The organism is Bradyrhizobium sp. FW305-F6 (assembly GCF_058782905.1).
Genome location: NZ_JBYSYD010000002.1, coordinates 129,787 through 153,872, shown reverse-complemented (window position 1 = coordinate 153,872; position 24,086 = coordinate 129,787). Strand labels below are relative to the sequence as shown.

Here is a 24,086-nt window from a genome sequence, read left to right as displayed (position 1 = left end):
AGGGATCGATGGGCCTCTGTGCCCGCTCAGCTACGGTTTTTCAAGCCCAATTAAGGGCTTGCGCTTGGGATGATTCTAGGCGGAGGCGGCGTGGCGGAGCTCGCCATGGCGCTCGCGGAACAGCTTGTCCTCCCAGGCCAGCGCGTGGGCCGCGATGGTCTCGAGGTCCTCGTATTGCGGCCGCCAGTCGAGCAGGCCGCGGATGCGGCTGGTGTCGGCGACCATGGTCATGATGTCGCCCGGCCGGCGCGGGGCGTATTGCACGGCGAAGCTGCGGCCCGAAACCCGGCGCACCGCGTCGATGGTCTCCAGCACGGAATAGCCGCGGCCATAGCCGCAATTCAGCGTGGTCGAGGCGCCGCCATTGCGCAGGTAAGCCAGGGCCGAGCGATGCGCCTGCGAGAGGTCGGTGACGTGGATGAAGTCGCGGATGCAGCTGCCGTCAGGGGTCGGATAGTCGGTGCCGAACACGTCAATCTTGGCGCGCTGGCCGGTGGCGGCTTCCACCGCGATCTTGAGCAGATGCGTGGCGCCGACGGTCGCAAGGCCGATGCGCGCCTGCGGATCGGCGCCGGCGACGTTGAAGTAGCGCAAGGTCACGTACTGCATGCCGAATGCGGCGGCGACGTCGTGCAGCATGATCTCGGTCATCAGCTTCGACGAGCCGTAGGGCGACAGCGGCCGGGTCGGCGCGTGCTCGGGCACCGGGACCTGGTCGGGATTGCCGTAGACGGCGGCGGTCGAGGAGAAGATGAAGCGGTTGATGCCGCGCTTCACCGCCACGTTGAGCAGGTTGCGGGCGGTGGTGAAATTGTTGCGGTAGTAGCCGAGCGGATCGCGCATCGAATCCGGCACGACGACCGAGCCTGCGAAATGAATGATGCTCTCGATGTCGTGCTGGGCGATCACGCCTTCGAGCAGGTTCTCGTCGCCGGCATCGCCGATGAACAGCGGCACGCCTTCGGGCAGATAGGCGGAGAAACCGGTGGAGAGATCGTCGATCACGACGACGTCCTCGCCGGCTTCCGCCAGCGCAAGGACCGTGTGACTTCCAATGTAACCGGCGCCGCCGGTGACCAGCACAGTCATGATCTCACCCGTCTTCGATCAACGCGCGAAGCTAACGCTTGCGTGGTGAAGAGGGGGTATCGGCGGAGCTGAACTGGTCACTATGCTTAATGTTGCGTATAGGGACTTTGCGAAATGGAGTGTGACGTGGCGGGTTTCCCCGGCGATCTCGAATTGATCGTGCCAAATCTGCACAGGCGCTATTCGGGGGTCACCGCGACCAACCGGATGGTGGCGCCGCGGCTGGCGAAACTGTATCGCGCGGCCTGGTTCGGCTCCGACGCGCCGGCGGGGATCGCGCGTCTGAGCGTTGCCGATTTCATCAAGCTCTGGCGCCGCAAGCGGCCGGTGATCTGGCACGCGCGGCGCAACAACGAGATGATCGCGGGCGTTGCGTTGCGCGCGCTCGGCTGGCCGCTCAAGCTCGTGTTCACCTCGGCGGCGCAGCGGCACCACAGCTGGATCACGCGCTGGCTGATCCGGCAGATGGATGCGATCATCGCGACGAGCGACATCTCGGCTTCGTTCCTGAAGGTGAGGGCGACGGTGATTCCGCACGGCGTCGACACCGACGTCTACGCGCCGCCGCAGGACCGCGCCGCGGCTTTTGCCGAAAGCGGCCTGCCGGGCCGATACGCCATCGGCTGCTTCGGCCGCGTGCGTGCGCAGAAGGGCACCGATCTGTTCGTCGACGCGATGTGCCGCCTGCTGCCGCGCTATCCGGATTTCGCCGCGGTCATCGTCGGCCAGGTCACGGCCGAGCAGACGCCCTTTGCCAACGACTTGAAGAAGCGCATCGAAGCAGCAAGCCTGCAATCGCGCATCGTCATCACCGGCGAACTGCCGATCGAAGCGGTGCAGCGCTGGTATCAGCGGCTGACGATCTACGCTTTCACCTCACGCAACGAAGGCTTTGGCCTGACGCTGATCGAAGCGATGGCGGCCGGCAGCGCGCTGGTCGCCGCACGCGCCGGCGCGGCCGAGCTCGTGGTCGAGGATGGCGTTTCCGGCGTGCTGGTCCCGACCGGTGATGCCGATGCACTCGCTGTGGCGCTGGAGCCGCTGATGCGCAACGTGGCCGCCGCGACGGCGATGGGCGAGCGCGGGCGGGAACGGGTACTCGAACGGTTCAGCCTCGATGCGGAGGCGGCGCGCATCGGTGAGGTCTATCGGTTGCTGCTTTGAGGCAGTTTTCGGCCGCCGCAAACAAAATCGCGAAAACAACCCCATGCACAGTAGCCGGTGTCAGCAAAATCAAGGCGTTGGCGGAGAATTCGATTTGCTGGCGGATTTTGCGAAGTGGATTTTGACTTGTCGGGCAAAACAGCTGTAAACAGGTACCTTCCAAAACGATCGATGGCGTCGTGCTCTCTCGCTGCTGCGGGCCTGCAGTCCGCGCAGGTGCGGCTCCTTGCAACCGACCATATCGCGACACCGAGGAATGGAGCATGTTCCCGCCCCGGGAATTTCGCTTGATCCCATAGCGGGAACATGCTTTCATGAACGTTATAGCGAGACGCACGCTTAAGGCTTTTTGGGAGCGACACCCAAAGGCCGAGGTTCCGCTTGGAACTTGGTATGAGATCGTTTCCAAGGGGGACTGGGCCGGTCCGGTAGACCTGAAGAAGGCATTCGGAAACAACGTAGACTTTGTTGGAGACAACAGAGCCATCTTCGACGTAGGCGGCAACAAATATCGCCTCGTGGTCCATTTCTCCTACAAGTTCAAGACAGCGCTCATCAAGTTCGTTGGCACGCACGAAGAGTATGACGGGATAGATGCGGAGACTGTGTGATGATGGACGTCAGGCCTCTCCACAACGAACAGGACTACGATTGGGCCATCCGCGAAGTGGCCCGCTACTTCGAGGTCGAGCCGATGCCCGGCACGCCTGACGGTGATCGCTTCGAAGTCTTGTCTTCGCTCATCAAGGAATACGAAGACAATCACTTCGCAACCACCCGTGGCGATCCGATCGACGTGCTCCATTTCGCAATCGAGTCCATGGGGCGGTCGCAGGCAGAACTCGCGGCTCTGATTGGGCGCAATCGGGCGTCCGAGATCTTGAATCGTGTCCGTCCGCTGACTTTGGATATGATCCGGACCATTAGCAGGGAATGGAGCATTCCAATTGGTGCTCTCACAGCGCAATATGAGCTGGGACGAGCCTACGGATAATCCTGTCAATCCCCCCTTTTTGATGTCATTCCATTTTTCCAAGATCGTTTGCTGTCAGGTTAATAGCTAGAGGGACGGCGGCTAATGGATCACGTCTGGCGATCATGGGAGTTCAGCACAGCCGTTGCTGGCTATTGGTACTGGTGGGTGACCGCCGTGCCCTTTGTTGTCGATCAACTTCTCAGTCGCAATTTCTGGCCTAACGCAACCAATGAGCGGATTTCTACTCTGTGGCCGCAAGAAAGCCGCCACTGGGTTTTTAAGGGTCTGGCTGTTGTTGGCTTCATAATCTCATGTTTCTTGGCCTTCGATCACGTCAATTTGGATCTGAAGGAGCAGATCAGGCAGAACGTATCCCTTAAAACTCAGATCAAGACGGCCAACGATCAGTTGGAAGTAACTCAAAGCGAGTTATTCGAAGCGCGACGTCAAATTGTTGCGAAGGCCGCCGAACATCGCGATTCGGGAAAGGCAGCGTTCGACATCGGAGGGAACGGAGATATCGAGGTCAACAAGGTGAGAACGTGCGGCGAGATGACGGTCGTTAAGAGCCAGCCAGGCTCTAACGGCTCGTTCAAACTCGAGGATTTTACCGGGATTGCTCCAGACACGAAATGCTCATTTCCATCTCCAACAGAGGCGATGAAGGGCCTTTCGAACTCTGACCTGAAACAGCGCATCGCTGCAATTTCTGAAGCGCTGGATGCGCTTCAGAACAGTATCGATGATCAGATCGCGATTAACCTGAGTGACGGACGGCGACGCGAACTGAACAAGAAGGCGACAGAGGACTTTAAGGCGAACTTTCTCGAACAGGCCATGCAACTCAATAATGCGATCGCGGCGAGAGTTGGCTGGGTCGAGATCCCCGATGCAAAGCCAAACGAGAAGAACGTAGTCAAGGCTCAAGCCTGGTCGACGCTGACTAGGAATGGAAGAGCAACGCTGATCTTCGGAAAGCCCATTGGGCTTGCACCAGCTAAAGGCGTCAGCAATTATCTCTCGTTCATCGCGGAGAGGCTTCCATAGTAAGCAAGGAAGTGGGTGGGCGTTGCTATCGCCGTTTTTCCGCTCACGTCTCCGCCCGATCCCCCGCTTCCCCCAGCACCCGCTCCGCAATCTCCACCACCTCGCTCGCCGCGATATTCCGCATGCAGCGGTGGTCGTTCATCTTGCAGATCGTGCTCTGGCAGGGCTGGCAGGACAGCTTTTCCTTGTCCTGCACCACCGTTGCCGCAAGGCCGTTCAGCGGCGCCCAGAGGTAGGGGTCGGTGGGACCGAAAATGCCCATGGTCGGTGTGCCCAAGGCGGCTGCGATGTGCATCAGGCCTGAATCGTTGGAGATGGCGACGCCGGCCGCCGCCATGGCGAGGACGCCGTTGCGCAAGTCCGTGCCGGTGAGGTCACGCACCCCAGGGCCGCCTGCGGTCCCAGGGCCGCCCGCCGCGACGATCTCCTCGGCGAGGCCCTTTTCGGCGGGGCCGCCGACCACCCAGACCTCGAGGCCACGCTCGATCAGCAGGCGGGCAGCTTCGGGATAAGAGGTCCAGCGCTTGGAGACGCCGACCGAGCCTGGGGCGAGCGCCACCGCGGCGCCGGCGCTGAGGCCGTTGGCCTTGCGCCAGCGGTCGACCTCATCCGCCGGCACACGCAGCTGCGGCACCGGCCACTCCGGAGGCAAGGGAGCGCCGTCCGGCTGGGCCAGGGCAGCGTTCTTGTCGATGAAGCGGGGCAGCTTCTTCTCGCCCCAGCGCCAGCGGTTGAGCAGGCCGAACCGGAATTCGCCGACAAAGCCGATCCGTTCCGGAATACCGGCCAGCGCCGGCGCGATGGCCGCCTTCCAGGTGCGCGGCAGGACCAGGGCGGTGCCGTAATTCCGCTCGCGCAGGAGCCTTGCCAAGGCCAGCTGGCGGCCCAAGGCGAGCTGGCCGCGCGGGAGGTCGAAGACGATACCCTCGCGGACGCCGGGCATGTAATCGACCAGCGGGGCGCACAGGGACGTGGTTAGGAGATCGACGGGGCGGTTCGGCCAGCGCTGCTTGAGGACCCGCACAACGGTGTGATTCCGCACGAAATCGCCGATCCACATGTAGGGAATGATCAGGATCGGGCGGGTGTCGCTCCGGTCTGCATCTCCAGCAAATTGCGAATCAATATTCATTCGTTAACGGGGACCGACGACGTGCTGATGTCGGCGGTTCGGTAGCCGCTCCCGGGCGGCAGGTAAAGCCGACAGAAGCGACGATCCCAAAACCGCTTACACTTTGGCGGATCATGCGCTAGGGCAGGACCGGGCATTAAGAAAATCGGGCAGTGGTGGAATGTTGCTGGTGACCGGCGGGGCCGGTTTTATCGGATCGAATGTCGTGGCCGCGCTGAACCAGGCCGGCCGCAGCGACGTCGTGGTCTGCGACTGGCTCGGCACCGAGGGCAAGTGGCGCAACCTCGCCAAACGGCAGCTTGTGGATATCGTGCCGCCGGTCGAGCTGATGGACTGGCTGAAGGGCCGCAAGCTCGAGGCCGCGATCCATCTCGGGGCGATTTCCGCGACCACCGCGACTGACGGCGACCTCGTCGTCGAGACCAATTTCCGCCTCTCGATGCGCCTTCTGGACTGGTGCACGATGAACGGGGTGCCGTTCATCTATGCATCCTCGGCGGCAACCTATGGCGACGGTTTGCAAGGCTTTGACGACGACGCCTCCTTGCCGGCGCTGAAGAAATTGCGGCCGATGAATCTCTACGGCTGGAGCAAGCATCTGTTCGATCTCGCCGTCGCCGAGCGCGTCGCGCGCGGTGATCGGCTGCCGCCGCAATGGGCCGGCCTGAAGTTCTTCAACGTGTTCGGCCCGAACGAGTACCACAAGGGCGCGATGATGAGCGTGCTGTCGCGGCGCTTCGACGACGTCAGGGCAGGCCGACCCGTGCAGCTGTTCAAGTCGCATCGCGAGGGCATCGAAGATGGCGACCAACGCCGCGATTTCATCTATGTCGACGACGTCGTGCGCGTGATGATGTGGCTGCTGGCGACACCCTCGGTGTCCGGCCTGTTCAACGTCGGCACCGGCAAGGCGCGCAGCTTCAAGGACCTGATGCTGGCGGCCTATGCGGCGCTCGGCACAAGGCCCAACATCGAATACATCGACATGCCCGAGCAGATCCGCGACAGCTACCAGTATTTCACCCAGAGCAAGGTCGATCGTCTCCATCGCGCCGGCTATAACGGCGGCTTCACGACGCTCGAGGACGCGGTCAAGGCCTATGTCGGGGATTATCTCGACCGCCCCGACCGCTTTCGCTGAGGCCCTTTGGACATGCCGACGCCCATTCTCGATTTCGATGCCCTCGCGCAAGCCATCTCAAGCCGCACCGTGCTGTGCATCGGCGACATCATGCTGGACGAGTTCGTCTACGGGGAGGTGTCGCGGATCTCGCCCGAAGCGCCGACGCCGGTCATCGCAGCCCAGCGCAGCGAGATCCACGTCGGCGGCGCCGGCAACGTCGCGCGCAACATCGCTTCGCTCGGCGCGCGCTGCATCTTCGTCGGCCTCGTCGGCGAGGACGAGGCCGGTGCGCGGCTCGAGGCCGCGCTCAATGATCAAGCCGGCATCGAAGGCGTGCTGGTGCGCGATGCCTCGCGGCCGACCACGCGAAAAGTCCGTTTCGTCTCCGAGCATTTTTCCACGCACATGCTGCGCGCGGATTGGGAGCAGGCGCTGCCCGCATCCGATGACGTCGAAACGAAAATGATCGCCGCGATCCTGCCGCAGATCGCGCGCGCCGACATCGTGCTGCTGTCCGACTACGCCAAGGGCGTGCTGACGGCGCGCGTGATCCGCCACACGATCGATGCCGCGCGCAAGCTCGGCAAGCCCGTGATCGTCGATCCCAAGAGCCTGAACTGGGCGATCTATCGCGGCGCCACGCTGCTCACGCCCAATCGCAAGGAATTCTCCGAAGCGACCCGCAGCCGCGCAGAGACGGTGCAGAGCATCGTCGAGGCCAGCGAGGACGTGATGCGACTCGCCGATTGCGAGGCGATCCTGGTCACGCAAGGAGAGCACGGCATGACGCTCGTGCCGCGGGGTGGCGGGGCCGTTCACGTGCCGGCTTTCCCGGTGAAGGTCCGCGACGTCTCCGGTGCCGGCGACACCGTCGCCGCCGCGCTTGCGGTGTCGCTCGCCGCCGGCGCGGACTGGGACACGGCGCTGCGCGTGGCCAATGCCGCCGCCGCCGTCGCCGTCGGCAAGCAGGGCACCGCTAGCGTCACCGCGACCGAGCTGCGCCGCAAGATCCTGCCGCATGCCACGCTCGCGGCCGAGGAGAAGATCGTGCTCGATCCGGCCGCGCTCGATGCGCAGCTCGCCGAATGGAAGAGGCAGGGCCAGCGGGTCGGCTTCACCAATGGCTGTTTCGACATCCTGCATCCCGGTCACGTCAAGGTGCTAACCGCGGCGCGCGCCGCCTGCGACCGCCTGATCGTGGGGCTCAACAGCGACGCCTCGGTGCGGCGGCTGAAGGGGGCCGATCGCCCGGTGCAGGACGAGCGCGCGCGTGCCGAGGTTCTGGCGGCATTGGAGGCCGTGGATCTCGTCGTCATCTTCGCGGAGGACACGCCGATCGACCTGATCACCAGGATCAAGCCCGGTGTGCTGGTGAAGGGCGGCGACTACACCCGCGAGCAGGTCGTCGGCCACGAGGTGGTCGAGGCCGCCGGCGGGGTGGTCGTGCTGGTCGACATCCTGCAGGGCTTCAGCACGACGGCGCTGGTTCATCGCGCCCGGGGAGGGGGCAAGTGACGGCGCTTGCCCGCGAGACCTCCGGCCAGATGTTGCGGCGACGCCTGCGCAGCCCGGCGGCCTGGCGTGAGACGGTCGATCTGTTTGCGATCCTGACCGCGGCCTCGCTGCCCTGGTCGACATCGCTTGCCGGGATCTTCAACGCGCTGATGCTGCTGTGCATGGTGCCGTTCCTCGATCTGCGCGACTTCCTGCAGTCCTTGAAGCGGCCGATCTGCATCGCGCCGATCGCGCTGGTCGTTCTCGCGCTGATCGGAACGCTGTGGTCGGATGCCGCGTGGGGCGCGCGCTTCTATGCGGTCAATCCGACCCTCAAGCTGCTCGTGCTGCCGGTCCTGCTCTATCATTTCGAGCGCTCTTCGCGCGGACACTGGGTCTTCATCGCCTTCCTGGTGTCCTGCGCCTTGTTGTCGGTGATGTCCTGGCTGGTCGCGTTCTACCCGAACCTCGCGCTCAAGACCGATCCGCCCGAACACGGCATCTTCGTGAAGAACTACATCAACCAGAGCCAGGAATTCGCGCTTTGCGCGGTCGCGCTGGCCTATCCGATCGCGATGCTGTTGCGCGAGAAGCGGTACTGGTTCGCTGCGTTGCTAACGGCGCTGGCGCTGAGCTTCTTCATCAACATGACCTTCGTGGTGGTCTCGCGCACCGCGCTCGTCACCATTCCAATCATGTTCGGCGTGTTCGCGCTGCTTCACCTCAGATGGCGCAGCATCGCGATCATCTCCGTTGTGCTGCTGTTCGGCGCAGTTCTCGCCTGGCAGGCCTCGCCGCAATTGCGCTACACCGCCGAGCGGTTTACGACCGATTACACCGGCTATGTGGAGCGGGGCGAGGCAACCTCCATGGGCATGCGGCTCGAGTTCTGGCGCAAGTCGCTTGGCTTCTTCGCGGAAGCGCCGATCATGGGACACGGCACCGGTTCGACCCGCGGGCTGTTCGAACGCGTCGCAACGCCCGCCGGTGAGCGCCGGGCGTCAGCCGAGGTGATCGGCAACCCGCACAACCAGACGCTCAACGTTGCGGTGCAATGGGGCGCGATCGGCATCGTCATCCTCTACGCGATCTGGATACTGCATCTCCGGTTGTTCCGCGGCGACGGGCTTGCCAACTGGATCGGGCTCCTGGTGGTGGTGCAGAACGTGTTCACCTCGCTGTTCAACTCGCATCTGTTCGACTTCCACGAGGGCTGGATGTACGTCATCGGCGTCGGCGTTGCCGGCGGCATGGTGATCCGGGCACAGCAGGGCCGGGCCGAGAGCGCGGAAGTGGGTTCCTGAGCGTCGCGCGGCTGGCAAGTCTTGTCCAGATGGGCTATCAGCGCGGTCAGGTTGCATCTAACTGGGTCTTCATCGGTCGGCGGATGACGCGATTTACGCATCTTACCTCGCGCAATTTCCTCATCGCGCTCCACGACCTGCTGGCGACGACGGCAGCGCTTTTCGTTGCCTTCTATCTTCGATTCGAAGGTGGCGACGGTTTCTACGCGCGATTGCCGCTGCTGTTCCATATCCTGCCCTACTTCCTCGCCTTCAGCGTGGTGGTGTTCTTCCTCAGCAATCTGACCACGACGAAATGGCGCTTCATCTCGCTGCCTGACGCGCTGAACATCATTCGCGCGGCAACCGTGCTCACGGTTGCCCTGCTCGTCCTCGACTACATCCTCGTTGCCCCCAACGTTCGCGGCGCCTTCTTCCTTGGGAAGGTGACGATCATCCTCTACTGGTTCCTCGAGATCTTCTTCCTCAGCGCGCTGCGCATGACCTATCGCTACTTCCGCTATACGCGGGTGCGGCGTCACGCGAGAGGCGGGGAGGCCGCGCCGACGCTGCTGATCGGCCGCGCCGCTGATGTCGAGGTGCTGCTGCGCGGCATCGAGAGCGGAGCGATCAAGCACATCTGGCCGGTGGGCGTCTTGTCGCCATCGCGTGCCGACCTTGGCCAACTCATCCGCAACGTGCCGGTGCTGGGCGGGATCGACGACGTCGAGGACGTGATCTCGGACTTCGCCAAGCGCGACAAGGCGATCGCGCGCCTCATCATGACGCCGTCGGCTTTCGAGCCGGACTCGCATCCGGAATCGATCCTGATGCGGGCACGCAAGCTGGGCGTGATCGTGAGCCGGATGCCCTCGCTGGAGAGCGGCGACACGCCAAGGCTCACGGCCGTCGCGGTCGAGGATCTCCTGCTGCGTCCGAGCGAGAAGATCGACTATGCGCGCCTCGAGGCCCTGATCAGGAGCAAGGCCGTGATCGTCACCGGCGGCGGTGGTTCGATCGGATCCGAGATCTGCGAGCGCGTGGTCGCGTTCGGCGCGGCGCGTCTCTTGATCGTGGAAAATTCCGAGCCGGCGCTCTACGCGGTAACCGAGGCGCTGGCCGCGCGTGGTGCGACTGCCCAGATCGAAGGCCGGATTGCCGACATCCGCGACCGCGAGCGCATCATGCGCCTGATGGCCGAGTTCAAGCCCGACATCGTCTTCCATGCCGCGGCGCTCAAGCACGTGCCGATCCTGGAGCGCGATTGGAGCGAGGGTGTCAAGACCAACATCTTCGGTTCCATCAACGTCGCGGACGCCGCCGTTGCGGCCGGCGCCGAGGCGATGGTGATGATCTCGACCGACAAGGCGATCGAGCCGGTGTCAATGCTCGGCCTCACCAAGCGCTTCGCCGAAATGTACTGCCAGGCGCTCGATCGCGACCTCGCAGCCGGAGCCAACGGCACCAAGCCGCCGATGCGGCTGATCTCGGTCCGCTTCGGCAACGTGCTGGCCTCGAACGGGTCGGTGGTGCCGAAGTTCAAGGCCCAGATCGAGGCCGGCGGTCCCGTGACCGTGACGCATCCCGATATGGTCCGTTACTTCATGACCATCCGTGAGGCCTGCGATCTCGTCATCACCGCGGCGACGCATGCGCTTGGCACGCAGCGTCCCGACGTTTCGGTCTACGTGCTCAACATGGGGCAGCCGGTGAAGATCGTCGATCTCGCCGAACGCATGATCCGCCTGTCCGGGCTGCAGCCGGGCTACGATATCGAGATCGTGTTCACGGGCATGCGGCCGGGCGAGCGCCTGCACGAGATCCTGTTCGCCTCGGAGGAGCCGACCCGCGAGATCGGCGTGCCCGGCATCATGGCTGCGCAGCCGAACGAGCCGCCGATGCAAACGCTGCGCAAATGGAATGTGGCGCTGGAGCAGGCGATCGCGCGCGACGATCGCGCCACCATCAGGACCATCCTGAAGGATGCCGTGCCCGAGTTCGGGTCAACGGCGGCCTGAGCTTTGTTGCGCAATCTCGCGCTCGGGGAGCAACGATGAGCGAACGGAAACCGGTCGCGCTGGTGACGGGGGCGAGCGGCTTCCTGGGCCGGCATGTCGTGCCAGCGCTGGCGCGGGCGGGGTGGTCGGTTCGCCCGGCGGTGCGCAGCCCGAAGGGGAGCGACAGTGAGGTCGTGATCGGATCGATCGGCCCGGAGACCGAGTGGCAGGCCGCGCTGGCAGGCGTCGACGCCGTCGTCCATCTCGCCGCGCGCGTGCATTACAAGAACGATGAGCACGCGGTCGAGCTCTACCGCAACGTCAATGTCGAGGGCACACTGCACTTGGCGCGCTGTGCGGCGAGGGCCGGCGTGCGTCATTTCATCTTCATCAGCACCGTTCTCGTTCACGGCCGCAGCAATGACGGCCGTGCGCCGTTCAGCGAGAGCGACGTCCCGACGCCGCGTGGCCTCTACGGCACGTCCAAGGCCGAGGCCGAGGCGGGCTTGAGGCTGCTGGCGCGCGAAGCCGGCATGAAGATCTCGGTGATCAGGCCGCCGCTGATCTACGGTGCGCACGCCAAGGGCAATTTCCCGCTGCTGGCGCGCGCAGTCAGGCTGGGGCTGCCTATGCCCTTTGCGGCGATCCGCAATCGCCGCAACTTTCTATCCGTGCAGAACCTGTCGTCATTCATCCTGCACCGGCTCGGCTATCCCGACCCCGCAAGCAATTTCGAGATATTCCTGCTCGCCGACACGGAGCGGGTCTCGACGCCCGAATTCATCGCGCGCCTGGCGAGAGCCTCCGGCAAGAGCGCCCGGCTGTTCGGCATACCGCCGGCCCTGCTCAGCACGGCCCTGCGCATGATGGGGCGCCAGGATATGAATGACGGCCTGGTCGGCTCGCTCGAACTCGACCTCTCCAAGGCGCTCGCGACCGGCTGGCAGCCGGAGGTTTCCCTCGACGAGGGTCTGCGGCTCGCGGTGTCCGCTCAAGCCGGCTGAGCGCCGGCGAATCGCCGCAGCACGAAGGCGACGGCGGCCGCGCCAGCGATGAGGCATATCATCGTGATCGCCGTCGAGCCGGCGCGAACGGTGACGATGGCGAGCAACGCCAGCACGAGATTGAGCGCGAATGTCTCGGCGATCACCCGCTTGACCGTGAACCCGCTGTCGGTCGCGCGCTGATAAAAATGCGTGCGGTGCGCCGACCAGAACGGTTCGCGCCTGATGATGCGGCGAAACAGCGTGATGGTGGTATCCGCAAGATAATAGGCGGCGAGCAGCAGCGCCGCGGCCGGCTGGCCCCGAAGGGCGAGCTCCAGCAGGCACCAGCCGAGCAAGAGGCCGATCGGCAAGCTGCCGACATCGCCCAGGAAGACTTTTGCGACCGGACGGTTGAACGGCGCAAAGCCGAGCATGGCGCCGCAGAGCGCGGCGGCGATCAGCAGGGCCGGCCACGAGAGATCCCCGAACATTCCCAGCAACAGCAGGGCAGCGGTGACCGGCACGACTTCCGCCACCGTCATCAGGTCGAGCCCGTCCATGAAGTTGACGAGGTTGACGAACCAGACACCGGCAAGGACGACGAGGCCGCGCTCCAGAGCAAGCGGCAGCGCAGGCACGATGCGCGCGGTCTCGGGCGCGGTGAACACCACGGCGCCGACGCAGGAGGCCTGCAGCGCCAGCCGCACCAGCACGGGCAGGGACACGATGTCGTCCGCGAAGCCGACCAGCGCGATCACGACCGTCGCAGCGACCAGCGCCGGCGGGATCGCGACATTGGCCGAGGCCGCCCAGAGCGAGGCGACGATCAGCGTCGCGGCGATCACCGCGATGCCGGCGCCCTGCGGCGTCGGGATGCGATGCGAGGACCGCGCATTCGGCCGCGCAAGCGCGTAGCGCTGCAGCAGGGGGCGGCTGATCCAGGTGACGAGCGCCGAGATCAGCGCCGCGGCCACGACCGCAAGCAAGAGTGGCGCACCAGCGAGCGCCTCGGCAGCCGAGCTCACTCCGGCACTCCGATCGGAGCCGACCCTTGCGCGGCCTTCTCCGCGCTGAGGATCCAGACCAGGCCGCCGACGGCGCCGACGATGAAGAACACGGCGCCGTACAGCAGCGAGACGTTGACGCCCTCGTTGGGGGCAAGTCCCGCGAAGCCGAACGCCAGGCCCATCGTTGCTTCACGCACGCCCCAGCCGGCGATCGAGATCGGCATCATCGTGATCAGCATCACCGGCGGCACCAGCAGAAAGACGTCGCTGAAGCGGACCGGGGCCGCGATCGACTGCACGACGCACCAGGCGATGACGACGGCAAGCACGTGCACGAGGACCGACAGGATGGCGATGAGCGGACCGCGGGTGCGGCTGAAGATCACGCGGTTGGCGATGACGGCACAGGCGTGAATGTGATGCGTCGCCCACCAGGTCTTCAGCCATGGCCATTTCAGCGCGCCGAAAACCAGGAAGCCGAGGCCGCCGGCGAGCGCCAGCAGATCGACGAGCAGCAGCGCCGAGCGCCCGTGCTGATCGGTGATGAGGGCGTAGCTCCAGGGCAGGCTGGCGACGATGAGAACCGCGAGCGCGATCAGGCCGACGGCGCGGTCGACGAAGATCGAGTAGGTCGCTGCACGCCAGCCCGCGCCGGCGCGCGCGACCAGCCACAGCCGGACCGCATCGCCGCCGATGGCCGAGGGCAGGGTCTGGTTGAAGAACGAGCCGATCACGTTGTAGCGCATGGCGCGGCCGAGCTCGAGCGGCGCGCCGCAAACGGCGCTGATCTCGCGCCAGCGTAGCACGCCGACGAAGATCTGCACGAACGTGACCATGATCGCGACGCCGATCCAGAGCAGGCTGGTCACGGTAAAGCGCGAGAACAGTTCGGACAGATCGACCTTGCGCAACGCCAGATAGAGCAGCGCCGCGGAGATCACGATTTTGGCAGTCGACAGCAGGATTCGGCGCATCTCGCCCGCATGAACAGGGTTTGCGAAGATTGAGGCGACCCGACGCAAGGCGCCGAATTCGGCCGCTGTGGTATGGTTTTGGCGCCGATCTTGCAATAGCCCTTCTTGGGAGCCGTCGTTAAGAGCCGTCGTTAAGGGCGTCATGAAGAAGCCGGTCGGAGCAACAGGGAGCCTATTGCGACCGTGTCGAGGTGGCGGCTAAACAGGGGCGGCTAGCGATCCCCAGGGAACAGGATGACGGATCAGGCGATTTTGGTTACCGGCGCGGCCGGTTTCATCGGCTTTCACGTCGCCCGCCAGCTCCTGGGCGAAGGCCGTCCTGTCGTCGGGCTAGACAATCTCAACAGCTATTACGATCCGGCGCTGAAGAAAGCGCGCCTTGCGCTGCTCAGGGACCAGCCCCGCTTCTCCTTCGTCGAGGCGGACCTTGCCGACCGCGAGACGATGGCGGCGCTGTTTGCGCGACATCGTTTTGCCAAGGTTGTGCATCTCGCCGCGCAGGCCGGCGTTCGCTACTCGATCGAGCAGCCGCAGACTTACGCCGATTCCAATCTCGTGGGCTTTCTCAACGTGCTGGAGGGCTGCCGCAACAATTCCTGTCGTCATCTCGTCTACGCCTCGTCATCCTCCGTTTACGGCGCCAACACAAAATTGCCATTTGCCGTTGCAGACCGTACCGATCACCCCGTGAGCTTCTATGCCGCGACCAAGAAAGCCAACGAGGTGATGGCGCAGTCCTACAGCCATCTCTATCGGCTGCCGGTCACCGGCCTGCGCTTCTTCACCATTTACGGCCCGTGGGGCCGGCCCGACATGGCGATGTTTCTGTTCGTGAATGCCATCCTGGCCGGCAAGCCGATCCGGCTCTTCAACCACGGCAAGATGCGGCGCGACTTCACCTATATCGACGACGTGACGCGCGTCGTATCGAAGCTGGTCGATCTTGTGCCTGCGGACGATCCGGCTGCCGCAAATGCGCCGTTTAAGCTCTACAATGTCGGCAATCACCATCCGGAGGAACTGATGCACGTCGTCGGTCTTCTGGAGCGGGAGCTGGGCCGGACGGCGATCAAAGAATTGCTGCCGATGCAGCCGGGAGATGTGCTGGAAACGTTCGCGGATGTCGAGGATCTGATGCGCGACACCGGCTTTGCGCCGTCAACGCCGATCGAGCATGGGGTCCATAATTTCGTCACCTGGTATCGCGACTATTTCAAGGTTTGAAATCACCATGGACAAACGCATAATCCCCCTGATCATGTGCGGCGGTGCCGGCACGCGGCTGTGGCCCGCTTCGCGCGAGGTGCGCCCGAAGCAATTCCTGCCGCTGTTCGGCACGCGCTCGACCTTCCAGGACACGCTGCTGCGCGTGTCCGACGCTGCCCTGTTCGACCGGCCGATCGTCATCACCAACGCGTCCTATCGCTTCATGGTGCTGGAGCAGCTCGCCGAGATCGGCATCGAGGCGGACGTCATCCTCGAGCCGATGCGGCGCGATTCCGGTCCTGCGATCGCCGCAGGCGCGGCCTTCGCGCAGAACCGCGACAGCGAGGCGATCGTGCTCGCGCTCGCCGCCGACCACGTGGTGCAGGACAAGGCCGCCTTCGTCGCCGCCTGCCGCGAGGGCCTCAACGCCGCGAGTACCGGGCGCATCGTCACCTTCGGCGTCAAGCCGGAGCGGCCGGCGACCGAATACGGCTACATCAACCCGGGCGAAGTGATCTCCGGCGAGGTGCATGCGGTCACGCGGTTCGTCGAGAAGCCGGACGCGGTGAAGGCCTCCGATTACGTCAATTCCGGCTATCTCTGGAACAGCGGCAACTTCATGTTCCCGGCGGGTGTGCTGCTCGACGAGTACCGCAAGGTCGACGCGGCAAGCGTCGATGCCGTGACAAGCGCCGTCAACAATGCCGGCCGCGATCTCGGCTTTGTCACGCTGGAGCCGCAGGCATTCGCCGCGGCCAAGGCGATCTCGATCGACTATGCGGTGATGGAGAAGACATCGCGCGCCGCCGTGGTGCCGGTGTCCTGCGGCTGGTCCGACGTCGGCTCCTGGCTCGCGGTATGGGAGCTGTCGGAGAAGGACGCGCAAGGCAATGCGGCGCACGGCACCGCCGTGTTCGAGGATTCCCGCAACTGCAACGTCACCACCGATTCCGCGCTGGTCGCGCTCGAAGGCGTCGACGATCTCGTCGTGGTCGCAACCGCGGATGCGATTCTGGTCTCGCGCCAGAAGGATGCCAACGGGTTGAAGCGGCTCGTCACCAAGCTCAAGACGGTCGCGCCGAAGGTCACCGAGGAGCACCTGAAGGTGCACCGGCCCTGGGGCAGCTATCAATCCGTCGACAACGGCGAGCGTCACCAGGTCAAGCGCATCGTGGTGAAGCCGGGCGGACGCCTGTCGCTGCAGAAGCATCACCATCGCGCCGAGCACTGGATCGTGGTGCGCGGCACGGCCCAGGTCACGGTGAACGAGACCGTGAAGACGGTGCATGAGAACGAATCGATCTACATCCCGATGGGCGCCGTCCACCGGATGGAGAATCCCGGCAAGATCCAGCTGGAACTGATCGAGGTCCAGACTGGAAGCTATCTCGGGGAAGACGACATCATCCGGATTGAAGACGACTATCAAAGGTCGTAACCAGCAAGCTCCGAATCACGCGACCTGGGCCGAGAAGCGGTATGTTTTTCGGCTTAAGGCCCGGGGAACGTGTAACTTTTTGAATCAAATCGTGTCCGGCCCGCTAGCCCGCCATTCGCCACAAATGTGGCGTCCGTGCTAGAAGCGCGCCGGGGATTTGGGTTGAATCGGGGTTTGCTCAGATGAGTTCCAGGGGATCTGCGCCGGCAAAGGCCGGCTTGCGCGTCGGCGTCATTGGTGCCGGCGTGATGGGCAGCAACCACGCGCGCGTGCTCAGCGGCCTTCCCGGCGTCAGCCTCGTCGGCGTCGTCGATCCCTCACCGGCGCATCGCATGCGGGCGACGGAACTTGCCAATTGCGAAAGCTTCGAGACGCTCGAGCAGCTCCTCGCCGAAGGCGTCGATGCCGTCACCATCGCGGCTCCCACGCATCTGCATCACGAGGTCGCGCTCGCCTGCATCGCCGAGAACATCCACGTTCTGGTCGAGAAGCCGATCGCGTCCACGGTGGAGGAGGGGCGCGAGATCGTCGCCGCCGCGCAAAAGGCCGGCGTCACGCTGATGGTCGGCCATGTCGAGCGCTTCAATCCGGCCGTCGCCGCGGTCAAGCAGGCGATCGCGGGCGAGGATATCCTCTCCATCGCGATCACCCGCGTCGGCCCGTTCCCGCCGCGCATGTCCAATGTCGGCGTCGTCATCGACCTCGCCGTGCACGACATCGACCTGATCCGGTGGTTCACCGAATCCGACATCGTCGAGGTGCAGCCGCAATTGTCGAGCGCGGTCGCCGAGCGCGAGGACATCGCGCTCTTGCAGTTTCGTACCGCCAATGGCGTGCTCGCCCACATCAACACCAACTGGCTGACGCCGTTCAAGGCGCGCAGCGTCACGGTCGCGACCCGCGGCAAATACGTGATGGGTGATCTGCTCACGCGCCAGGTCACCGAGTGCTTCGGTTTCAAGCCGGATGGCAGCTATTCGATGCGGCATCTGCCTGTAGGCCACGACGAGCCGCTGCGCGCCGAGCTGATCGCGTTCCTGAAGGCGGTGCGTAGCGGCGAAGCTCCGGCGGTGACGGGCGACGAGGGCGTTGCCAGCCTCGAGATCGCCACGCAGTGCCTGGAGACGCCCTCGCGTCCCGCGGCCACCTCGCCGGCCCGCAAGGCGCCACGCCGCGTCGCCGGCTGACCCGTTTCCATGTCGACCAATCGAGAAGGCGCCAAGAACCAGACCATGAACCAGCATCTGCGTTCTGAACCCATTCCCTTCATCGACGTCGCTTCCCAGCGCCGCCGGCTCGGCGCCTCGCTGGATGCGGCGGTCAAGCGCGTGATGGACCATTGCCAGTTCGTCAACGGCCCCGAAGTGTTCGAGCTCGAGAAGCAGCTCGCGGCCTATTGCGGCGCCAAGCACGTGATCGGCTGCGCCAGCGGCACCGATGCGATCCTGATGGTGATGATGGCGAAGAATGTCGGGCCGGGCGATGCCGTGCTGTGCCCGTCCTTCACCTTCATCGCAACCGCCTCGCCGGTGGCGCGGACCGGCGCGACGCCTGTCTATGTCGACGTGGACGAGACGACCTTCAACATGAGCCCGGAATCGCTGAGGCGCGGCATTGCGGCCGCCCGGAAGGCGGGCCTGAAGCCGGTCGCGGTGATTCCGGTCGATTTGTTCGGCCAGCCGGCCGATCATGATGCCATCGCCGAGATCGCCAGGGACGAGGGCCTGTTCGTGCTCGACGACGCCGCGCAAGGCTTCGGCGCGAGCTACAAGGGCCGCAAGCTCGGCACCTTCGGGCTCGCCACCGCGACCAGCTTCTTCCCGGCCAAGCCGCTCGGCTGCTTCGGCGACGGCGGCGCGATCTTCACCGATGACGACGAGCTCGCGGCCACGCTGCGCAGCATCCGCGTGCACGGGCAGGGCGTCGACAAATACGACAACGTCCGCCTCGGCCTGACCGGCCGGATCGACACCATGCAGGCCGCGGTCCTGATCGAGAAGCTGAAGATCTTCGACGACGAGATCGCCGCGCGCAACAGGGTCGCCGAGCGCTACGCGCGCGGGCTGTCGAACGTGGTCACCGTTCCGCGCCTCGCGCCGGGCAATACCTCGGTCTGGGCGCAGTACACCATTCGTCTTCCCAGGGGCACCGACCGCGACGGCTTCGCTGCGGCGCTCAAGGCCCAGGGCGTGCCGACCGCGATCTATTACGGCAAGTCGATGCATCAGCAGACCGCCTACAAGCACTATCCGGTCGCCGAGGGTGGCCTGCCGGGTTGCGAGAGCCTGTCGCAGGACGTCATCAGCCTGCCGATGCACGCCTATCTGACCGAGGCCGACCAGGAGCGGGTGATCGCCGCAGTGCAAGGCGCGCTCGCGAGGTAATTTCGGCGGTTCAACGCCGGACAGCCGGACGCATTGACGAATGAGCGAAGGGTGACTATTCTGGCTAGAAATTCTAGCTAGAATAGATCGCTCATGTCCCGGCGCAATTGGTCCATACAGGACGCGAAGAATCGGTTCAGCGAGGTCGTCGAGGCCGCGCGCCGCGCGCCGCAGACGGTGACGAAACACGGCAAGCCGGCCGTGATGGTGGTCGACGTAACGGAGTATGAACGCCTGCGGCGCCTCGAACGCGCTCAGGCGCCGTCCTTCGCCGATGTGTTACTCGCCATGCCGCAGGATGATCACGAATTTCCTCGGGCCAAAGTTCGGATGCGCGAGTCCGGAATCTGATGTTTCTGATCGACACCGTCATCCTGTCCGAGTTGCGCAGACGGGAACGAAATCCGGGTGTCGTCAAATGGTTCGAGCGCCAGCGAACCACCGATCTTTTTCTCAGTGTCGTCAGCATCGGCGAAATAGAGCGTGGCATTATCCGACAACGCGCGGCCGACCCGGAATTTGCCGTCGCTCTTGCTGCCTGGCTGGATCAGGTCGTGAATCTCTACGGCGAGCAGATCGTTCCTTTTGATTTGCGTGCGGCCCGCCGTTGGGGCGCGCTGAGCGCCGCCCTGGGCAACGACAGCGCCGATCTCATGATCGCGGCGACTGCGCTTGAAAATGGCTTTACCGTGGTTACGCGAAATGTGTCCGACTTCAAACCCGCCGGAGTTACGGTGCTCGATCCCTTCAGCGGCCGCACTTGAACCATCAAAACAATCGGAACGGCGGGCAGCCGGATTGCCAGAGTCATCACTTCGCAGGCTTATCGGCCGATAGATAACGGTCTAGAACAGGCGCATGCTCGGACGCATCTTCACGGTTGGTGGTTACACGCTGCTCTCGCGGCTGACGGGGTTTGCCCGTGACATCATGCTCGCGGCGATCCTCGGTGCCGGCCCGGTGGCCGACGCGTTCTTCGTGGCGCTTCGGCTGCCCAATCATTTCCGCGCGATCTTCGCCGAGGGCGCCTTCAACGCGGCCTGGGTGCCGGCCTATGCCCATGTCCATGGCGAGAAGGGCGCAGGCGCAGCCAGCCTGTTCGCCGACCGCATCTTCACGCTGCTGCTGGCCTCGCAGGTGGTGCTGCTGGTCGTCGCCTGGCTGTTCATGCCGCAGGCCATGAGCATTCTCGCGCCCGGCTTTTCTAACGACGCCGAGCAGCGCAAGCTCGCGATCGAACTGACCCGGATCACCTTTCCCTATCTGCTCTTGATCACGCTGGTGACGCTCTATGGCGGCATGCTCAACGTGATGCAGCGCTTTGCCAGCGCCGCGGCCGCCTCGATCTTCCTCAATGTCGCGATGATGATGACGCTGGCGCTCGCCGCGTGGTTTCCGACGGCCGGCCACGCCGCGGCCTGGGGCGTGCTGATCTCCGGCTTCCTGCAATATTTCCTGCTGGCCGGCGATCTCGCCCGCCATGGCGGCCTGCCGCGCTTTGCGCCGCTGAAGCTCGACGAAGACGTCCGCGGATTTTTCAAAGCCCTGGGACCGGCGACGTTGGGCTCGATGGGCACGCAGGTTGCGCTGTTTGCCGACACCATCATCGCGACCTTCCTGCCCGCGGGCGCTCTGTCGGCGCTCTATTATGCCGACCGTCTGAACCAATTGCCGATCGGCGTGATCGGCATCGCCATCGGCACGGTGTTGTTGCCGGAGATGTCGCGGCGGATCACAGCCAACGATCAGGACGGCGCGATGAGGGCACAACGCCGTGCCTTCGATTTCACGCTGCTGTTCTCGATTCCGTTCGTGGCGGCCTTCCTCACCGTGCCCGACGAGATCATGCGCGCGCTGTTCGCCCGCGGAGCCTTCTCGCAGGCCGATGCGGTTGCCGCCGGCGGCACGCTCGCAGCCTACGCCATCGGCCTCATTCCTTTCGTGCTGATCCGCAGTGCAGTCGCCACCTTCTATGCGCGCAAGGACACCGCGACGCCGGTGCGCGCGTCGCTCACCGGCATCGCCGTCAACGTCGCGCTGAAGGTCGCCTTGATGGGATCGCTCGCCCAGATCGGCCTCGCGCTCGCAACTGCCGTCGGCGTCTGGACCAATCTCTTGCTGGTGCTGTTCTTCGCCGTGCGGCGCGGCTTCCTCGTGCTGGACCGCGCCTGGCTGCTGTCGCTCGGTAAATTCCTGCTGACCGGTTTGATCCTGGCCGCCGCGTTCTGGCTGATCGCGCACTTTAGCGGTGCCTTGCTGGGTGCAATGCACTTGCGGGACGAATTGACGCTGGTTCTGCTCGCCTTCGGGGGCACCATCGTCTACGCGGTTACTATCCTCGCGCTGTTTGGCCGCAACTGGCTGGTCTCGCTGGTACGCGGCTAGTTTTTGTTGCCAACCGTTTGCCTTGCCGGTTTTTCCACGGCAATATGGCCCACAAAACAACCATGAGAACGGGAACAGACAATGGCGGCTCCCATCAAGTTCGGCGTTGGCCAAAGCGTGTTGCGCAAGGAGGATGACGCGCTCATCCGCGGCAAGGGCCGCTATACCGACGATTACGCGCCGCAGGCTGCGCTCCGCTGCCTGGTGCTGCGCTCGCCGCACGCGCATGCCAAATACACCATCGATGCGGGCCGCGCCCGCGGCCTGCCTGGTGTCGCGCTGATCCTGACGGCGGATGACGTGAAGGATCTCGGCAATCTGCCGTGCCTGTTCAACCTCGAGACCGATCCGTTTACCGGCCCGCCTTACCCGATCCTGGCCAAGGACGAAGTGCGCCATGTCGGCGATGCCGTCGCCTTTGTGGTCGCCGAGACCATCGACCAGGCCCGCGACGCGATCGAGGCGATCGAAGTCAAATGGTCGCCGCTGCCTGCCGTGACGGGCGTCGTCAACGCCATCAAGAAGGGCGCGCCGCAAGTCTGGCCGGACAAGCCCGGCAACGTGCTGTTCGACGTCTCGATCGGCGACAAGGCGGCGACCGAAGCCGCCTTTGCCAAGGCGCATGCCGTCGCTGAAATCTCGATCGTCAATCCGCGCGTGGTCGCGAGCTTCCTGGAGACGCGCGCCGCGGTCTGCGAGTACGATGCCAAGCGCGACCATCTGACGCTGACGATCGGCAGCCAGGGCAGCCACCGCCTGCGCGACATCCTCTGCCAGAACGTGCTCGACATCCCCACCGACAAGATGCGGGTGATCTGCCCCGACGTCGGCGGCGGCTTCGGCACGAAGCTGTTCCCCTATCGCGAATACGCGCTGATGGCGGTTGCAGCCAAGAAGCTCAAGAAGACGGTGAAATGGGCGGCCGACCGCACCGAGCATTTCATGGGCGATGCGCAGGGCCGCGACAACGTCACCACCGCCAAGATGGCGCTGGCCGAGGACGGCAAGTTCCTCGCGATGGATTGCGACCTGATGGGCGACATGGGTGCGTATCTGTCGACCTTCGGGCCCTACATCCCGCATGGCGGTGCCGGCATGCTGCCGGGCCTCTACGACATCCAGGCGTTCCACTGCCGGGTGCGCACGATCTTCACCAACAGCGTGCCTGTCGATGCCTATCGCGGCGCGGGCCGTCCTGAAGCGGCCTATGTCATCGAGCGCCTGGTCGATGCCTGCGCGCGAAAGCTCGACATGACGCCGGACGCCATCCGCCGCAAGAACTTCATCCCGCCGAAGGCGCTGCCCTACAAGACGGCCACGGGCAAGGTCTATGATTCCGGCGACTTCGCCGCGCATCTCAAGCGCGCGATGGAGATCGCGGAATGGAAGGAATTTCCCAAGCGCGCCAAGCTCGCCAAGAAGAGCGGCCTGATCCGCGGCATCGGTCTTGCGAGCTACGTCGAGATCTGCGGCACCATGGGCGAGGAGACCGCCCATGTGCGGATGGACCCCAACGGCGACATCACCGTGCTGATCGGCACGCAGTCGAGCGGGCAGGGCCACCAGACCGCCTATGCGCAGATCGTCGCCGAGCAGTTCGGCGTTGCCCCGGAGCGCGTCCACGTCCACCAGGGCGACACCGACGAGATCAAGACCGGCCTCGGCACCGGCGGCTCGGCCTCGATTCCCTCGGGCGGCGTCAGCGTCGAACGCGCCACGCGCGAGCTCGGCCAGAAGCTGAAGGAGATCGCGGCGCAGGCGCTGGAAGCGAGCGCCGGTGACCTCGAAATCTCGGAAGGCGTTATCCGCATCGCCGGTACCGACCGCTCGATTTCCTTTGCCGATCTCGCCAAGCGGCCCGGCGTCGATCCGTCGAAGCTGAACGGAAGCGCGACCTTCGCCAGCGCCGACGGTACCTATCCGAACGGCACCCATGTGGCTGAGGTCGAGATCGATCCGGCCACCGGCATCATCAAGATCGTCAACTACGTGATCGTCGACGATTTCGGCAAGACGCTCAATCCGCTGTTGCTTGCGGGCCAGGTGCATGGCGGCGCCATGCAGGGCATCGGCCAGGCGCTGATGGAGCAGGTGGTGTATGGGCCGAATGACGGGCAGCTCATCACCGCGACCTTCATGGACTACGCGCTGCCGCGCGCGGCGGACGGGCCTGCCTTCGTGTTCGAGACCAACAACATCCCCTGCAAGACCAATCCGCTGGGGGTGAAGGGGGCGGGCGAGGCCGGCGCGATCGGCTCCTGCCCGGCGATTGTCAACGCCATCGTCGATGCGCTCTGGCGCGAGTATAAGATCGACCATATCGACATGCCGGCGACGCCGGAGCGGGTGTGGATCGCGATCCACGAGCATCACCGGCGGCACAGCCTGTGAACGGTGACCT

At 64.6% G+C, this 24,086-nt stretch carries 21 protein-coding genes; 17 read left to right on the top strand and 4 right to left on the bottom strand.

Annotated features, from left to right (window positions below; genetic code table 11):
• Positions 1-75 precede the first annotated feature (75 nt).
• On the bottom strand, positions 76-1,089 hold the full coding sequence (gene galE, locus AC3WLX_RS11970) for a UDP-glucose 4-epimerase GalE (protein ID WP_492336075.1): 1,014 nt from the start codon (positions 1,087-1,089) through the stop codon (positions 76-78).
• Positions 1,090-1,215: 126 nt separating this feature from the next.
• Here galE and AC3WLX_RS11965 point away from each other — a divergent pair, with 126 nt between their 5' ends.
• From AC3WLX_RS11965 to AC3WLX_RS11950, 4 genes are all read left to right on the top strand, one after another.
• Positions 1,216-2,253 (top strand): glycosyltransferase family 4 protein, encoded by a 1,038-nt coding sequence (locus AC3WLX_RS11965; RefSeq protein ID WP_492336074.1) that lies wholly within the window; start codon positions 1,216-1,218, stop codon positions 2,251-2,253.
• A 314-nt stretch (positions 2,254-2,567) separates the two neighbouring features.
• Positions 2,568-2,864 carry a type II toxin-antitoxin system HigB family toxin gene (locus tag AC3WLX_RS11960; RefSeq protein ID WP_492336073.1) on the top strand — a complete coding sequence of 99 codons (297 nt, stop codon included), beginning with the start codon at positions 2,568-2,570 and terminating at the stop codon, positions 2,862-2,864.
• Positions 2,864-3,247: a helix-turn-helix domain-containing protein gene (locus AC3WLX_RS11955; RefSeq protein ID WP_492336072.1), complete on the top strand. Its 384-nt coding sequence runs from the start codon at positions 2,864-2,866 to the stop codon at positions 3,245-3,247. The genes AC3WLX_RS11960 and AC3WLX_RS11955 overlap by 1 nt, the downstream gene beginning before the upstream one ends.
• 84 nt (positions 3,248-3,331) lie before the next feature.
• Complete coding sequence (locus AC3WLX_RS11950) at positions 3,332-4,276, top strand: hypothetical protein (RefSeq protein ID WP_492336071.1); 945 nt, start codon at positions 3,332-3,334, stop codon at positions 4,274-4,276.
• A 43-nt stretch (positions 4,277-4,319) separates the two neighbouring features.
• On the opposite strand, the gene waaF is transcribed toward AC3WLX_RS11950, so the two are convergent.
• A complete protein-coding gene (gene waaF, locus AC3WLX_RS11945) occupies positions 4,320-5,408 on the bottom strand; it encodes a lipopolysaccharide heptosyltransferase II (RefSeq protein WP_492336070.1) in 1,089 nt (362 codons plus the stop codon).
• A gap of 160 nt (positions 5,409-5,568) precedes the next feature.
• Between waaF and rfaD the strand changes: the two genes are divergently transcribed.
• The 5 genes from rfaD (at position 5,569) to AC3WLX_RS11920 (ending at position 12,309) form a co-directional block, all read left to right on the top strand.
• Positions 5,569-6,549 (top strand): ADP-glyceromanno-heptose 6-epimerase, encoded by a 981-nt coding sequence (rfaD, locus tag AC3WLX_RS11940; RefSeq protein ID WP_492336069.1) that lies wholly within the window; start codon positions 5,569-5,571, stop codon positions 6,547-6,549.
• 12 nt (positions 6,550-6,561) lie between these two features.
• Positions 6,562-8,046 (top strand): D-glycero-beta-D-manno-heptose-7-phosphate kinase, encoded by a 1,485-nt coding sequence (gene rfaE1, locus AC3WLX_RS11935; protein WP_492336068.1) that lies wholly within the window; start codon positions 6,562-6,564, stop codon positions 8,044-8,046.
• The gene (locus AC3WLX_RS11930; protein ID WP_492336067.1) at positions 8,043-9,329 is read left to right on the top strand and encodes an O-antigen ligase family protein; all 1,287 of its coding nucleotides are present in this window, start codon (positions 8,043-8,045) and stop codon (positions 9,327-9,329) included. The genes rfaE1 and AC3WLX_RS11930 overlap by 4 nt, the downstream gene beginning before the upstream one ends.
• A gap of 83 nt (positions 9,330-9,412) precedes the next feature.
• Positions 9,413-11,326: a nucleoside-diphosphate sugar epimerase/dehydratase gene (locus tag AC3WLX_RS11925; protein WP_291619099.1), complete on the top strand. Its 1,914-nt coding sequence runs from the start codon at positions 9,413-9,415 to the stop codon at positions 11,324-11,326.
• Positions 11,327-11,361: 35 nt separating this feature from the next.
• A complete protein-coding gene (locus AC3WLX_RS11920; protein WP_291619097.1) occupies positions 11,362-12,309 on the top strand; it encodes an NAD-dependent epimerase/dehydratase family protein in 948 nt (315 codons plus the stop codon).
• Here the strand turns inward: AC3WLX_RS11920 and AC3WLX_RS11915 are convergent.
• Both AC3WLX_RS11915 and AC3WLX_RS11910 read right to left on the bottom strand, forming a co-directional pair.
• Positions 12,297-13,316: an MraY family glycosyltransferase gene (locus AC3WLX_RS11915; protein WP_492336066.1), complete on the bottom strand. Its 1,020-nt coding sequence runs from the start codon at positions 13,314-13,316 to the stop codon at positions 12,297-12,299. The two genes, AC3WLX_RS11920 and AC3WLX_RS11915, sit on opposite strands and share 13 nt — an antisense overlap.
• Positions 13,313-14,272 (bottom strand): lysylphosphatidylglycerol synthase transmembrane domain-containing protein, encoded by a 960-nt coding sequence (locus AC3WLX_RS11910; protein ID WP_291619093.1) that lies wholly within the window; start codon positions 14,270-14,272, stop codon positions 13,313-13,315. The genes AC3WLX_RS11915 and AC3WLX_RS11910 overlap by 4 nt, the downstream gene beginning before the upstream one ends.
• A 234-nt stretch (positions 14,273-14,506) precedes the next feature.
• On the opposite strand from AC3WLX_RS11910, the gene AC3WLX_RS11905 reads away from it, so the two are divergent.
• The 8 genes from AC3WLX_RS11905 (at position 14,507) to AC3WLX_RS11870 (ending at position 24,076) form a co-directional block, all read left to right on the top strand.
• Complete coding sequence (locus tag AC3WLX_RS11905; protein WP_492336065.1) at positions 14,507-15,496, top strand: SDR family NAD(P)-dependent oxidoreductase; 990 nt, start codon at positions 14,507-14,509, stop codon at positions 15,494-15,496.
• 7 nt (positions 15,497-15,503) lie between these two features.
• The gene (locus AC3WLX_RS11900; protein ID WP_291619089.1) at positions 15,504-16,916 is read left to right on the top strand and encodes a mannose-1-phosphate guanylyltransferase/mannose-6-phosphate isomerase; all 1,413 of its coding nucleotides are present in this window, start codon (positions 15,504-15,506) and stop codon (positions 16,914-16,916) included.
• Positions 16,917-17,098: 182 nt separating this feature from the next.
• Positions 17,099-18,103 carry a Gfo/Idh/MocA family oxidoreductase gene (locus AC3WLX_RS11895; protein WP_492336064.1) on the top strand — a complete coding sequence of 335 codons (1,005 nt, stop codon included), beginning with the start codon at positions 17,099-17,101 and terminating at the stop codon, positions 18,101-18,103.
• Between the two features lie 9 nt (positions 18,104-18,112).
• Positions 18,113-19,300 (top strand): DegT/DnrJ/EryC1/StrS family aminotransferase, encoded by a 1,188-nt coding sequence (locus AC3WLX_RS11890; protein ID WP_492336063.1) that lies wholly within the window; start codon positions 18,113-18,115, stop codon positions 19,298-19,300.
• A gap of 93 nt (positions 19,301-19,393) precedes the next feature.
• Entirely contained in the window at positions 19,394-19,651 is a 258-nt protein-coding gene (locus AC3WLX_RS11885) for a type II toxin-antitoxin system Phd/YefM family antitoxin (RefSeq protein ID WP_492336062.1), read from the top strand.
• The gene (locus AC3WLX_RS11880; RefSeq protein WP_492336061.1) at positions 19,651-20,064 is read left to right on the top strand and encodes a type II toxin-antitoxin system VapC family toxin; all 414 of its coding nucleotides are present in this window, start codon (positions 19,651-19,653) and stop codon (positions 20,062-20,064) included. The genes AC3WLX_RS11885 and AC3WLX_RS11880 overlap by 1 nt, the downstream gene beginning before the upstream one ends.
• A 94-nt stretch (positions 20,065-20,158) precedes the next feature.
• A complete protein-coding gene (gene murJ, locus AC3WLX_RS11875) occupies positions 20,159-21,685 on the top strand; it encodes a murein biosynthesis integral membrane protein MurJ (RefSeq protein ID WP_492336060.1) in 1,527 nt (508 codons plus the stop codon).
• Positions 21,686-21,766: 81 nt separating this feature from the next.
• On the top strand, positions 21,767-24,076 hold the full coding sequence (locus tag AC3WLX_RS11870; protein ID WP_492336059.1) for a xanthine dehydrogenase family protein molybdopterin-binding subunit: 2,310 nt from the start codon (positions 21,767-21,769) through the stop codon (positions 24,074-24,076).
• Positions 24,077-24,086 lie beyond the last annotated feature (10 nt).